We start from the raw sequence: 12,164 nt of genomic DNA, 5'->3' as shown, positions 1-12,164 counted from the left end.
CACTGGCGGCTATCAGGCTGAGTGAAGCGAGCTTCGCGTGGCTGCCAAATCAATTGAATAAACAAGATAAACAAGACCACACTCTCCGGTATTCGGTATGTCAGAACAAAAGAAAGTCGAAAAAATCGTTGGCGTCAAAGGGATGAATGACATCCTGCCCGCTGATGCGCCGCTGTGGGAACTGTTCGAGAACACCGTGCAATCGGTGCTCAAGAGCTACGGTTTCCAGCAGATCCGCACGCCCATCGTCGAGCCGACCGCCTTGTTCGCACGCGGCCTGGGCGAAGTGACCGATATCGTCGAGAAGGAAATGTATTCCTTCACCGATTCCATGAACGGCGACAACCTGACCCTGCGTCCGGAAAACACCGCCGGCGTGGTGCGCGCGGCCCTCGAGCACAACCTGACCTACGACGGCCCCAAGCGCCTGTGGTACGTCGGCCCGATGTTCCGCCACGAGCGTCCGCAGCGCGGCCGTTATCGCCAGTTCCACCAGGTGGGCGCCGAAGCCGTGGGCTTCAGCGGTCCCGACATCGATGCCGAACTGATCATGATGTGCCAGCGCCTGTGGGATGACCTGGGCCTGTCCGACATCCGCCTGGAGCTCAACTCCATCGGCAACGCCGAAGAGCGCAACAAGCACCGCGCCGACCTGATCGCCTACTTCGAGCAGCACAAGGACTTGCTCGATACCGACGCCCAGCGCCGCCTGCATGCCAATCCGCTGCGCATCCTCGATACCAAGAATCCGGCCATGCAGGAAATGGTCAATGCGGCGCCCAAGCTGCTGGATTACCTGGGGGAAGAGTCGCGCGCGCACTTCGAAGGCGTGCAGAAGATCCTGCGCCACAACAATATTCCCTTCACCATCAACCCGCGCCTGGTGCGCGGCATGGACTACTACAACCGCACCGTGTTCGAGTGGGTGACCGACCAGCTGGGCTCGCAAGGCACGGTCTGCGGCGGTGGCCGCTATGATCCGCTCATCGAGATGTTCGGCGGCAAGCCGACCCCGGCCTGCGGTTTCGCCATGGGCGTGGAGCGTCTGCTGGAGCTGATGAAGGCCAGCGGCGAGCAGTACGCACCCAACCAGTGCGATGTCTACCTGGTGCACCAGGGCGAAGATGCCCAGCTGCAATCTTTCGTGCTGGCGGAACGTTTGCGGACTGCCGGGCTCGATGTTGTGCTACATTGCGCATCGTCGAACGGCGGTGGTTCGTTCAAGGCGCAGATGAAGCGCGCCGACGCCAGTGGCGCCGCCTTCGCCGTGATCATCGGCGAAGATGAGCTCAAGGGCGGCACCGCCACCGTCAAGCACATGCGCGAAGGCAATGCCGAAGAAGGGCGCGCCAACCAGAACAGCCTGCCCTTTGATGGTGTGGTCGATTACATCGTGGAGCAGATCGTCGGTGATCATGACCACGATCACGACCACGTGCATTACCACCCCTAAGCCTTCCCCGGCCTCCATTGAACAGTTACTTATTGCAGAGTTAAATGGCATACGATCTCGAAGAACAAGAACAGCTCGACTCCATCAAGGCCTGGTGGGCGAAATACGGCAACCTGGTCACCTGGGTGCTGATCATCGCGCTGGCTGGCTATGCTGGCTGGACCGGTTGGAATACCTACCAGGGCCGCCAGTCGGCGCAAGCCTCGGTGTTGTATGAAGAGCAGCAGAAGTCGCTGGCGGCCAAGGACAACGCCAAGGTGCAGCGCGCCGCCGCGGATATCCAGGACAAGTTCAGCGGCACCGCCTACGCCCAGATGAGCGCCCTGGTGGCGGCCAAGTCGGCCTTCGACGCCAATGACGCCGACACTGCCAAGAAGCAGCTGCAATGGGTGATCGACCACGGCCGTGGCAAGGAATACAAGGCCATCGCGGCGGTTCGTCTGGCCGGTGTCCTGCTGGACGCCAAGGCCTATGACGAGGCGCTCAAGGTGCTGGGCGGCGACTACCCGGCGCAGTTCGCCGGCGCCATCGCTGACCGCAAGGGCGACGTGCTGCTGGCCCAGGGCAAGCGCGATGAAGCGCGCAGCGCCTACAAGCTGGCGCTGGAAAAGAGCGATGCCAAGGACCCGGGCCGTCAGCTCATCCAGATCAAGCTCGACGCCATCGGCGGCGAAGCGCCCAAGGCCTGAATCCGACCAGCGCGGTGACGCCGGCCCCAGGCCGGCGCCTTGCCGCAGTGGGGCGCTTCGTGCAGCCCCGCATTGAACCGCAATCATCGCAATCCCATCGCGAACCCATCCATCGCTTAGAGGAAAAAGAATATGCGTAGTGTGACAGCCACCGCTGCCCAGGCAAGCTCCATTGCCCGATCCCGCCGTGCCGGCAAGATGGCGCTCAAACTGGCCGCCGTCGCCGCCGTCGTGGCACTGTCCGGTTGTTCCTGGTTCTCCAGCAAGAAAAACCCGAACCCGCCGGCTCCGCTGGTCGAGTTCACCCAGAAGCTGCGCGTGCAGACAGCCTGGTCGGTCTCGGTGGGCAAGGCGGGCAACTTCCAGTTCAGCCCGGTCTACGCCGCCGGCAGCATCTTTGCCGCCGGCAATGACGGCACCGTGGTGCGCATCAATGCCCAGACCGGCCAGACCCTGTGGCGCGCCCGTACCGACATGTCGCTGACCGCCGGCGTGGGCAGCGATGGCAGCACCGTCGTGGTGGTGGGTGAGAAGGGCCGCATCCAGGCCTTCGACGCCAACACCGGCAAGCCGACCTGGAACGCCCAGGCCGCCAGCGAGGTCCTGTCCGCCCCGGCAGTGGGTGAGGGCCTGGTGGTCATTCGCAGCATCGACAACCGCGTGACCGCCTATGACGCCGACAGCGGCAACCAGCGCTGGATGGTCCAGCGCAATGTGCCCTCGCTGACGCTGCGCAATGCGCCTGGCATCGTGATCGGCTCGCAGACCGCCTTCGTGGCGCTGCCGGGCGGCCGTCTGTCGGCGCTGGCGCTCAACAATGGCGGTCCGCGCTGGGAAGTGCCGGTCGGCGATCCGCGCGGCACCACCGAGCTGGAGCGCATTTCGGATGTGTCCGGTGTGCCGGCGCTGGGTTCGCGCGATATCTGCGCCGTGGCCTACCAGGGACGGATCGGCTGCTTTGACTTGCTCAATGGCAATGTGCGCTGGATCAAGGAATTCTCCAGCGATGTCGGCGTGACGCTGGACGACTCGTATGTCTATGCGGCCGACGTCGGTGGTATCGTCACCGAATTCTCCCGTGACACCGGCGCCGTCGTCTGGCGCAACGAGCGCCTGAAGAATCGCCAGCTCTCCAGCCCCATCGGCGCTGGCAAGGCAGTGGCGGTGGGCGACTACGAGGGTTATATTCACTTCCTGTCGCGTGAGGATGGCAGCTTCGTGGCTCGCCTGTCCACTGACGGCAGCCCCATCCAGGCGCCGCCGGTCTCGACCGGCTCGTCTGTCGTTTTCCAAACCAAATCAGGAACCGTGGTCTCCGTTGTCACTGAATAAGTGACGCAGGCCCTTAAAGAAAAGAAATGAAACCGGTAATTGCACTCGTAGGCCGTCCCAACGTCGGCAAATCGACGTTGTTCAACAGGCTCACCCGCAGCCGTGATGCGCTGGTGGCGGACCTGCCCGGCCTGACGCGCGATCGTCACTACGGCGAAGGCCGGGTCGGCGAACGCCCGTTCCTGGTGATCGATACCGGTGGCTTCGAACCCGTGGCCAAGGACGGGATCATGTACGAGATGGCCAAGCAGACCAAGCAGGCAGTGGTCGAGGCTGATGTCGTGGTGTTCATCGTCGATGGCCGCCAGGGGCTGACCCCGCACGACAAGACCATCACCGACTTCCTGCGCAAGTGCGGCCGGCCGGTGCTGCTGGTGGTCAACAAGTCCGAAGGGATGAAGTACACCTCGGTCACCGCCGACTTCTACGAGCTGGGCATGGGTGATCCCTACGTGATCTCGGCCGCCCACGGCGACGGCGTGGCCGATCTGGTCACCGAAGCCCTGGATGTGGCCGAAGCCCAGCGCACCCCCGAGCCGGAGCCGGAAGAAACGGCCGTGCGCGGCACCAAGATCGCCATCGTTGGCCGTCCCAACGTGGGCAAGTCCACCCTGGTCAATACGCTCCTGGGCGAAGAGCGCGTCATCGCCTTCGACATGCCCGGCACCACCCGCGACTCCATCGAAATCCCGTTCGAGCGCGAGGGCCGCCATTACACCCTCATCGACACCGCCGGCATCCGTCGTCGCGGCAAGGTGTTCGAGGCCATCGAGAAGTTCTCCGTGGTCAAGACCCTCAAGTCGATCTCCGACGCCAATGTCGTGCTGCTGTTGCTCGATGCCCAGCAGGACATTTCCGAGCAGGACGCCCACATCGCCGGCTTCGTGCTGGAGTCGGGCAGGGCGCTGGTGGTGGGCGTGAACAAATGGGATGGCATGGAAAGCGACCAGCGCAACCAGATCAAGATGGATCTGGAGCGCAAGCTCAATTTCCTCTCCTTCGCCAAGTTCCACTTCATCTCGGCCCTGAAATCGACCGGCATCGGCCCGCTGATGAAGTCCATCGATTCCGCCTACGCCGCGGCCATGGCCAAGCTGAGCACGCCGCGCCTGACCCGCGCGCTGGAAGAGGCGCTGGAGCACCAGCAGCCGCGCCGCAAGGGTTCGATCCGTCCCAAGCTGCGCTATGCGCACCAGGGTGGCCAGAATCCGCCGGTGGTGGTCATCCACGGAAATGCCCTCGAAGCCATCGATGACAACTACAAACGCTATCTGGAAAAGCACTTCCGGGAAACTTTCTCCCTGGTCGGCACTCCACTGCGTATCGAGTTCCGATCCGGCAAGAATCCTTTCATCCGGCAGGAAAAGTAATCGAAAAGTTCGCTATTGAATCAATGTTTTTGGCGTTGAAGCTAAAATCGTTTAAATTGAATAGCATAAAATTGGTAAAGCACTTGATATTCCTTGAAGTGCCTCCAAGTCCTAATCACAACAACACCGTGGAGCTGCCATGAGCAACAAAGGGCAATTGTTACAAGACCCATTTCTGAACGCATTGAGAAAAGAGCACGTTCCCGTCTCTATCTACCTGGTCAACGGCATCAAGCTGCAAGGCCATGTGGAGTCTTTCGATCAATACGTGGTCCTGCTGCGTAACACCGTTACGCAAATGGTTTACAAACACGCCATCTCTACCGTCGTGCCTGCACGTGCGGTCAACCTCAGTCTCGAATCCTCGTCCGACGAATAATGGTCTACCTGGCCGGCTTGACGCCGTGGGCATTCTGACATGCGTGCCGCGTTAGTCGGCCTGGACTTCGGCAAGAACGATTTTGCCGCTAGTCTGGATGAGCTGTATCTGTTGGCGAAATCCGCTGGCGCTGAACCCGTGATCACCATCACCGGTCGCCGCGCCAGTCCGGATGCCGCTCTCTTCATCGGTACCGGCAAGGCCCAGGAAGTGGCCGACGCCGTCGCTGATCTCCAGCTTGAGCTGGTCATCTTCAATCACGCACTGTCCCCGGCCCAGCAACGTAACCTGGAGCGTCTGCTCAAGGTGCGCGTGCTCGACCGTACCAGCCTGATCCTGGATATCTTCGCGCAGCGCGCCAAGAGCCACGAGGGCAAGGTGCAGGTCGAACTGGCGCAGTTGCAGCACCTGTCTACCCGCCTCATCCGCGGCTGGACTCACCTGGAACGGCAAAAGGGCGGTATCGGCCTGCGCGGCCCGGGTGAAACGCAGCTCGAAACCGACCGCCGCCTGCTGGGCGAGCGCGTCAAGGCCTTGCGTGCGGTGCTGGCCAAGCTGCGCCGGCAACACGCCACCCAGCGTCGTGCGCGGGGGCGCAACGAGACGTTCTCGGTGTCGCTGGTGGGGTATACCAACGCCGGCAAATCAACCATCTTCAATGCGCTGGCCAAGGCCGGCGTGTATGCTGCGAACCAGCTCTTCGCTACGCTGGATACGACCTCCCGTCGCGTCTACCTGGGTGAAGTAGGGCATGTGGTGATCTCCGACACCGTCGGTTTCATCCGCGAACTGCCCCACCAGCTGGTGGAAGCCTTCCGCGCCACGCTGGAAGAAACCATCCATGCCGACCTCCTGTTGCACGTGGTCGATGCCGCCAGCCCGGTGCGCATGGAGCAGATCGAGGAGGTCAACCTGGTCCTCAAGGAAATCGGCGCCGACCACGTGCCGCAGATCCTGGTCTGGAACAAGATCGACGCTGCCGGCCTGGAGCCGACGGTCGAGTATGACGAGTATGGTAAAATCCAGCGGGTTTTCGTCAGTGCCAAGTCTGGTGCTGGCCTGGATCTGCTGCGCGAAGCGATCGCCGCTTCGCTCAAGGCCGCCTTGGAGGCCAGGGGTCGCAGCCGTTCCGAGCCAGTCGATTCCGTAGACATGCACGCCTGAGCCGTTCGAGGGGACGGCATTTCGCCCGTTCCTGGCGCGCATTCCTCCTAGATTCTCTTAATCCATCACTACAGCCGGATCGCAAACGCATGCTTGTGTCTTTATTCAGGAAAATCGGTGTCAAGTTTTCGTTGAACGACCCCCAATGGGGACGTGGTTCGCAAAACGACAACCGCGACAATCAGAATAACGGAAATAACGGCGACAAACGGCCAGAAAAACCGTCCGGCAACAATGACGGTCCGCCTGATCTCGACCAGCTCTGGCGCGACTTCAATCAGCGTCTGTCCGGCCTGTTCGGCCGCAAGGGCGGTGGCGGTTCGTCCGATGGCGGCAATGGCGGCGGCTTCAACCGTGGCGACGTCAAGGGCGCCGGTATCGGCGTGGGCGTCATTGCGGTCATCGTGGCCTTCCTCTGGCTGGCCAGCGGCTTCTTCATCGTGCAGGAAGGCCAGACCGCGGTCGTGACCACCTTCGGCCGCTACAGCCATACCACGCTGCCAGGCTTCAACTGGCGCTGGCCATATCCCATCCAGGGCCATGAGATCGTCAACATGTCCCAGGTGCGGACCGCCGAGATCGGCTATCGCGGCAACGTGCGCAACAAGCAGCTCAAGGAATCGCTGATGCTCACCGATGATGAGAACATCATCGACATCCAGTTTGCCGTCCAGTACAAGCTCAAGAACGCCGCCGAATGGCTGTTCAACAACCGCGACCCGGATGACTCCGTGCGCCAGGTCGCCGAGACCGCCATCCGCGAGATCGTCGGCCGCAGCAAGATGGACTTCGTCCTCTATGAAGGCCGCGAAAAGGTCGCCCTCGACGTCAGCCAGCGCATGCAGCAGATCCTGGACCGCTACAAGTCGGGCGTGCAGATCACCAACGTGACCATGCAGGGCGTGCAACCGCCTGAGCAGGTGCAGGCCGCCTTCGATGACGCCGTCAAGGCCGGCCAGGACCGCGAACGCCTCAAGAACGAAGGCCAGGCCTACGCCAACGACGTGATTCCGCGCGCTTCCGGCGCCGCCTCGCGCCTGCTGGAAGAAGCCGAAGCCTACCGCTCGCGCGTAGTGGCCAACGCCGAAGGTGACGCCTCGCGCTTCACCCAGGTGCAAGAAGCCTATGCCAAGGCCCCGGCCGTCACCCGCGACCGCATGTATATCGAAACCATGCAGCAGATCTTCGCCAACACCACCAAGGTCATGGTCGATGCCAAGTCCGGCAGCAACCTGCTGTACCTGCCGCTGGACAAGCTGATCCAGCAGACCGGCCCCGAAGCCGCTGCGGCGGGCAAGCCGGCCGCCTCGGCTGCGGCCCCGGCCGCCAGCGCTGCGAATCCCGCGTCGAATGCGGGCAATGACACTGTGTATTCTTCCGAGCTGATGCGTGACATGAGAAACCGCGATCCGCGCGAATCGCGCGAAAGGGAGGTGCGCTGATGGGCCGCCTCGTTACTTCCGTCATCGTCGCCGTGGTGGCGATCTGGCTGGCCTCGTCCACGATCTTCGTGGTCGACCAGCGTTCCTCGGCCATCGTCTTCGCCCTGGGTGAAGTCAAGCAGGTCATCACCGAACCCGGCCTGCATTTCAAGCTGCCGCCGCCGTTCCAGAACGTGATGTACCTGGACAAGCGCATCCAGACCCTGGATACGCCGGACGCCGACCGCTTCATCACCGCCGAGAAGATGAACGTGCTGGTCGATGCCTACGTCAAGTGGCGCATCGTCGATCCGCGCCTGTACTTCGTCAGCTTCGGCGCCGACGAACGCCGCACCCAGGACCGCCTCTCGCAGATCGTCAAGGCTGCGCTCAACGACGAGATCACCAAGCGCACCGTGCGCGAAGTCATCTCCAGCCAGCGCAACAACGTCATGGACGCCATCCAGGCGCGCGTGGCCAACGAAGCCAAGCAGATCGGCGTGGAAGTCATCGACGTGCGTCTGCGTCGCGTGGACTATGTTGACCAGATCAACAATTCCGTCTTCGAACGCATGAAGTCCGAGCGCGTGCGCGTGGCCAACGAGCTGCGTTCCACCGGTGCGGCAGAATCCGAGAAGATCCGCGCCGACGCCGACCGCCAGCGCGTGGTGATCCTGGCCGAAGCCTATCGCGAATCCGAAAAGATCCGTGGCGCTGGCGACTCCAAGGCGTCGCAGATCTACGCCCAGGCCTTCGGCCAGAACCCTGAGTTCTTCAAGTTCTACCGCAGCCTGGAAGCCTACCGCGCCAGCTTCAAGAACCGCCACGATGTCATGGTGGTGGACCCGAGCTCGGAATTCTTCAAGTATTTCAAGGGCATCGGCGCAGGCAGCGCCAGCACTTCCAAGAAGTAAAATTCCGCTGAACAAGCGATAATGTGAATATGTCCGCCCCGCCAGCCTGGCTGGAGGGGAGGGCGAACAGGACGGATGCCGCTGGTAGAGGGCATCTTTCCTTTTTTTGTGACGCAGAATGTTCCGGTGTGCAATTTTCCCGGAATGTGAGACGAGGGGCGGCAGGTTTTCCCGGACCGCCCCGGTTTTTCGTCTGGCGGACCTGTTTGTCGCAACCTGTACCTGGGCTTGTCCTTGGTGTTGGCTGCTACGCCTGGTTTCGCAATGCATGCAAGCCCCGCAATTCGTTACGCAAACCGTTTTTTCTGCTTTCACTCTTGTTTATGCCTAACTGGCTTCTTCCCGAAAACATCGCCGATGTCTTGCCCTCCGAAGCGCGCAAGATCGAGGAGCTGCGCCGCCGCCTGCTCGACAATTTCCGCCTCTACGGCTACGAAATGGTCATGCCGCCGCTGCTGGAGTACCTCGAATCCCTGCTCACCGGAGCCGGCCAGGACACCGACCTGCGCACCTTCAAGCTGGTGGACCAGTTGTCTGGCCGCACCCTGGGCGTGCGTGCCGACATGACTACCCAGGTGGCGCGCATCGACGCCCACCTGCTCAACCGCGCCTCGGTCACCCGCCTGTGCTATGCCGGCAGCGTCCTGCATACCCGTCCCACGGGCCTGCACGCCACCCGCGAGCCGATCCAGATCGGCGCTGAAATCTACGGTCATGCCGGTCTGGAAGCCGACGCCGAGATCCAGGAACTGGCCCTGAATTCGCTGGCCCTGGCCGGCATGCGCACCATCCGCCTGGACCTGTGCCATGTGGGCGTGCTGCGCGCCATCATCGCCAACGACGCAGCGGCCAAGCGCGACGAAGCGCAACTGTTCGCGCTGCTGCAGGCCAAGGACGTGCCGGGCCTGCAAGAGATCACCGCCACCTACCAGGAAGGCACCCGCGCCGCACTGCTGGCCTTGCCCAACCTGTACGGCGACATTTCGGTCATCGCCCGCGCCCGCATCACCTTGCCGGCGCTGCCCGGTATCGCCCAGGCCCTGGACGAGTTGCAGGCGCTGGTGGAACTGGCAGCCGGCCATGAAGGCGCAGCCGTCACCATCGATCTGGCCGACCTGCGCGGCTACCATTACCACAGCGGCGTGATGTTCTCCGCCTATGTGCCGGGCCTGCCCAATGCGGTGGTGCGCGGCGGCCGCTACGACCATGTGGGTGAAGCCTTCGGCCGCGCGCGGCCGGCGACGGGCTTCTCCCTGGACCTGCGTGAACTGGCACGACTGATGCCGGGCGCAGAACGAAAACGCGCCATCCTCGCCCCTTGGGGCAGGGACGCCGGTCTGCGTGAGAAAATAGCGCAATTGCGGCAAGCGGGAGAGATCGTGATCCAAAGCCTTCCCGGCCACGAACACGATCAGGACGAATTCGATTGCGATCGCGCACTCGATTTCAGCAATGGAAACTGGATTATCAAAAACTTGGGTTGAGTCATGTTACAGAACAGCAATGCAAAGAATGTCGTCGTCATCGGTACGCAATGGGGCGACGAAGGTAAGGGCAAGATCGTCGATTGGCTGACCGATCACGCCCAGGGCGTGGTGCGTTTCCAGGGCGGCCACAATGCCGGCCACACGCTGGTCATCGGCGGCAAGAAGACTGCGCTGCAACTGATCCCCTCGGGCATCATGCGCGAAGGCGTGGCCTGCTACATCGGCAACGGCGTGGTGCTGTCGGTGCCCGACCTGCTGCGCGAGATCGACAAGCTCGAAGCCGCCGGCGTGGAAGTGTGCTCGCGCCTGAAGGTGTCGGACGCCTGTCCGCTGATCCTGCCCTATCACGTGGCCCTGGACGTGGCGCGCGAAGCCGCTCGCGGCGCCGACAAGATCGGCACCACCGGCAAGGGCATCGGCCCGGCCTACGAAGACAAGGTGGCCCGTCGCGCCATCCGCGTGGCTGACCTGTTGAACGAAAAGCGCTTCGCCGAGAAGCTGCTGGCCAACCTGGACTACCACAACTTCGTCCTGACCCACTACCTCAAGACCCAGCCGGTGGACTACCAGAAGACCCTGGATGAAGCACTGGCCAACGTGCCGCGCATCAAGCCCATGGTCACCGACGTCTCCAGCGACCTGTACGCCATCCACAAGGCCGGCGGCAAGATCCTGTTCGAAGGCGCCCAAGGCAGCCTCTTGGACGTGGACCACGGCACCTACCCGTTCGTCACCTCCAGCAACTGCGTGGCCGGCAATGCCGCCGCCGGTGCGGGCGTGGGCCCGGGCATGCTGCACTACATCATGGGCATCACCAAGGCCTACACCACCCGCGTTGGTTCCGGCCCGTTCCCGGCCGAACTGCCGACCGACGCCGGCACCGGCAAGCACCTGGCCTCGGTGGGCCATGAATTCGGCACCGTCACGGGCCGCGCCCGTCGTTGTGGCTGGTTCGATGCCGCGCTGCTGAAGCGCTCGGTGCAGATCAATGGCGTCTCCGGCATGTGCCTGACCAAGCTGGACGTGCTCGACGGCCTGGATTCGCTGAAGCTGTGCACCGGCTACAAGTTGAACGGCAAGACCGTCGACATCTTCCCCGTCGGCGCCGAAGAAGCCGCTGCCTGCGAGCCGATCTACGAAGAAATGCCCGGCTGGTCCGAGACCACCGTCGGCGCCAAGTCGCTGGAGGCACTGCCGGCCAACGCCCGCGCCTACATCAAGCGCATCGAAGAACTGGTGGGCGTGCCCATCGACATGATCTCCACCGGCCCGGACCGCGAAGAGACCATCGTCCTGCGTCACCCGTTCAAGTAAGCAAACCGGCAGGCTATCGCCGTAACATGTAACAAAGCAACACGAAGCAATCAATAATATGAAGATCTCTGACGACAAGGACCTTTGGGTCTCCTGGGATGACTACAACCGCCTGATCGAACGACTGGCGCTGAAGGTCTATGAATCCGGCTACCAGTTCGACCAGGTGCTGTGCCTGGCGCGTGGCGGCCTGCGCCCGGGTGACGTGATGTCCCGCATTTTCGATGTCCCGCTGGCCATCCTCTCGACCAGCTCCTACCGCGAAGCCGCCGGCACCATCCGTAGCTCCCTGGACATCGCCAAGTACATCACCATCACCAAGGGAACCCTGGGTGGCCGCATCCTGCTGGTGGACGACCTGGTCGATTCCGGCGTCACCCTGCAAAAGGTGATGCTGCACCTCAAGGAGCACTATCCGGCGGTCACCGAGATCAAGAGTGCGGTGTTGTGGTGGAAGGCCTGCTCGGTGGTGGAACCCGATTTCCATATCGACTACCTGGCCACCAACCCCTGGATCCACCAGCCCTTCGAAGAGTACGACGGTCTGGGTCCGCACCAGCTGGCGGCCTGGATCAAGAAGGGCGGGGCCTGATCGCCAGCCTTGCGGCTTGTGAATGCCCACGTAAAAAGAGCTTGCCACG

Annotated in this window: 11 protein-coding genes; all 11 read left to right on the top strand. The window is 62.5% G+C overall.

Annotated elements, in window-relative coordinates:
• Positions 1-97: 97 nt before the first annotated feature.
• The 11 genes from hisS to ACP92_RS14710 all read left to right on the top strand — a co-directional run bounded on the left by hisS (position 98) and on the right by ACP92_RS14710 (position 12,115).
• Complete coding sequence (gene hisS, locus ACP92_RS14760; RefSeq protein ID WP_013234912.1) at positions 98-1,453, top strand: histidine--tRNA ligase; 1,356 nt, start codon at positions 98-100, stop codon at positions 1,451-1,453.
• 44 nt (positions 1,454-1,497) lie between these two features.
• Positions 1,498-2,142, top strand: a complete 645-nt coding sequence (locus ACP92_RS14755) for a YfgM family protein (RefSeq protein WP_041310927.1) — start codon at positions 1,498-1,500, stop codon at positions 2,140-2,142.
• A gap of 132 nt (positions 2,143-2,274) precedes the next feature.
• Entirely contained in the window at positions 2,275-3,474 is a 1,200-nt protein-coding gene (gene bamB / locus ACP92_RS14750; RefSeq protein ID WP_013234910.1) for an outer membrane protein assembly factor BamB, read from the top strand.
• 26 nt (positions 3,475-3,500) lie between these two features.
• Complete coding sequence (gene der, locus ACP92_RS14745; RefSeq protein ID WP_013234909.1) at positions 3,501-4,844, top strand: ribosome biogenesis GTPase Der; 1,344 nt, start codon at positions 3,501-3,503, stop codon at positions 4,842-4,844.
• A gap of 139 nt (positions 4,845-4,983) precedes the next feature.
• On the top strand, positions 4,984-5,223 hold the full coding sequence (hfq, locus tag ACP92_RS14740) for an RNA chaperone Hfq (protein WP_006463311.1): 240 nt from the start codon (positions 4,984-4,986) through the stop codon (positions 5,221-5,223).
• Positions 5,224-5,262: 39 nt separating this feature from the next.
• Entirely contained in the window at positions 5,263-6,387 is a 1,125-nt protein-coding gene (gene hflX / locus ACP92_RS14735; RefSeq protein WP_013234908.1) for a GTPase HflX, read from the top strand.
• Between the two features lie 89 nt (positions 6,388-6,476).
• Entirely contained in the window at positions 6,477-7,829 is a 1,353-nt protein-coding gene (gene hflK, locus ACP92_RS14730; RefSeq protein WP_013234907.1) for an FtsH protease activity modulator HflK, read from the top strand.
• Complete coding sequence (gene hflC, locus ACP92_RS14725) at positions 7,829-8,722, top strand: protease modulator HflC (RefSeq protein ID WP_013234906.1); 894 nt, start codon at positions 7,829-7,831, stop codon at positions 8,720-8,722. Before hflK ends, hflC begins: the two co-directional genes overlap by 1 nt.
• Positions 8,723-9,045: 323 nt before the next feature.
• Entirely contained in the window at positions 9,046-10,206 is a 1,161-nt protein-coding gene (locus ACP92_RS14720) for an ATP phosphoribosyltransferase regulatory subunit (RefSeq protein ID WP_013234905.1), read from the top strand.
• Positions 10,207-10,209: 3 nt separating this feature from the next.
• The gene (locus ACP92_RS14715) at positions 10,210-11,523 is read left to right on the top strand and encodes an adenylosuccinate synthase (RefSeq protein WP_013234904.1); all 1,314 of its coding nucleotides are present in this window, start codon (positions 10,210-10,212) and stop codon (positions 11,521-11,523) included.
• A gap of 58 nt (positions 11,524-11,581) precedes the next feature.
• A complete protein-coding gene (locus ACP92_RS14710; RefSeq protein WP_013234903.1) occupies positions 11,582-12,115 on the top strand; it encodes a phosphoribosyltransferase in 534 nt (177 codons plus the stop codon).
• Positions 12,116-12,164 lie beyond the last annotated feature (49 nt).

The organism is Herbaspirillum seropedicae (genome assembly GCF_001040945.1).
Classification (GTDB): domain Bacteria; phylum Pseudomonadota; class Gammaproteobacteria; order Burkholderiales; family Burkholderiaceae_D; genus Herbaspirillum; species Herbaspirillum seropedicae.
Note: the sequence above shows the minus strand (reverse complement) of the source record. Positions and strands in the feature narration are given on the sequence as shown.

Bases quoted from the DNA above. Each gene is read 5' to 3' on its own strand.
- hisS (WP_013234912.1), top strand. From the start codon at position 98: ATGTCAGAACAAAAGAAAGTCGAAAAAATCGTTGGCGTCAAAGGGATG.
- ACP92_RS14755 (WP_041310927.1), top strand. From the start codon at position 1,498: ATGGCATACGATCTCGAAGAACAAGAACAGCTCGACTCCATCAAGGCC.
- bamB (WP_013234910.1), top strand. From the start codon at position 2,275: ATGCGTAGTGTGACAGCCACCGCTGCCCAGGCAAGCTCCATTGCCCGA.
- der (WP_013234909.1), top strand. From the start codon at position 3,501: ATGAAACCGGTAATTGCACTCGTAGGCCGTCCCAACGTCGGCAAATCG.
- hfq (WP_006463311.1), top strand. From the start codon at position 4,984: ATGAGCAACAAAGGGCAATTGTTACAAGACCCATTTCTGAACGCATTG.
- hflX (WP_013234908.1), top strand. From the start codon at position 5,263: ATGCGTGCCGCGTTAGTCGGCCTGGACTTCGGCAAGAACGATTTTGCC.
- hflK (WP_013234907.1), top strand. From the start codon at position 6,477: ATGCTTGTGTCTTTATTCAGGAAAATCGGTGTCAAGTTTTCGTTGAAC.
- hflC (WP_013234906.1), top strand. From the start codon at position 7,829: ATGGGCCGCCTCGTTACTTCCGTCATCGTCGCCGTGGTGGCGATCTGG.
- ACP92_RS14720 (WP_013234905.1), top strand. From the start codon at position 9,046: ATGCCTAACTGGCTTCTTCCCGAAAACATCGCCGATGTCTTGCCCTCC.
- ACP92_RS14715 (WP_013234904.1), top strand. From the start codon at position 10,210: ATGTTACAGAACAGCAATGCAAAGAATGTCGTCGTCATCGGTACGCAA.
- ACP92_RS14710 (WP_013234903.1), top strand. From the start codon at position 11,582: ATGAAGATCTCTGACGACAAGGACCTTTGGGTCTCCTGGGATGACTAC.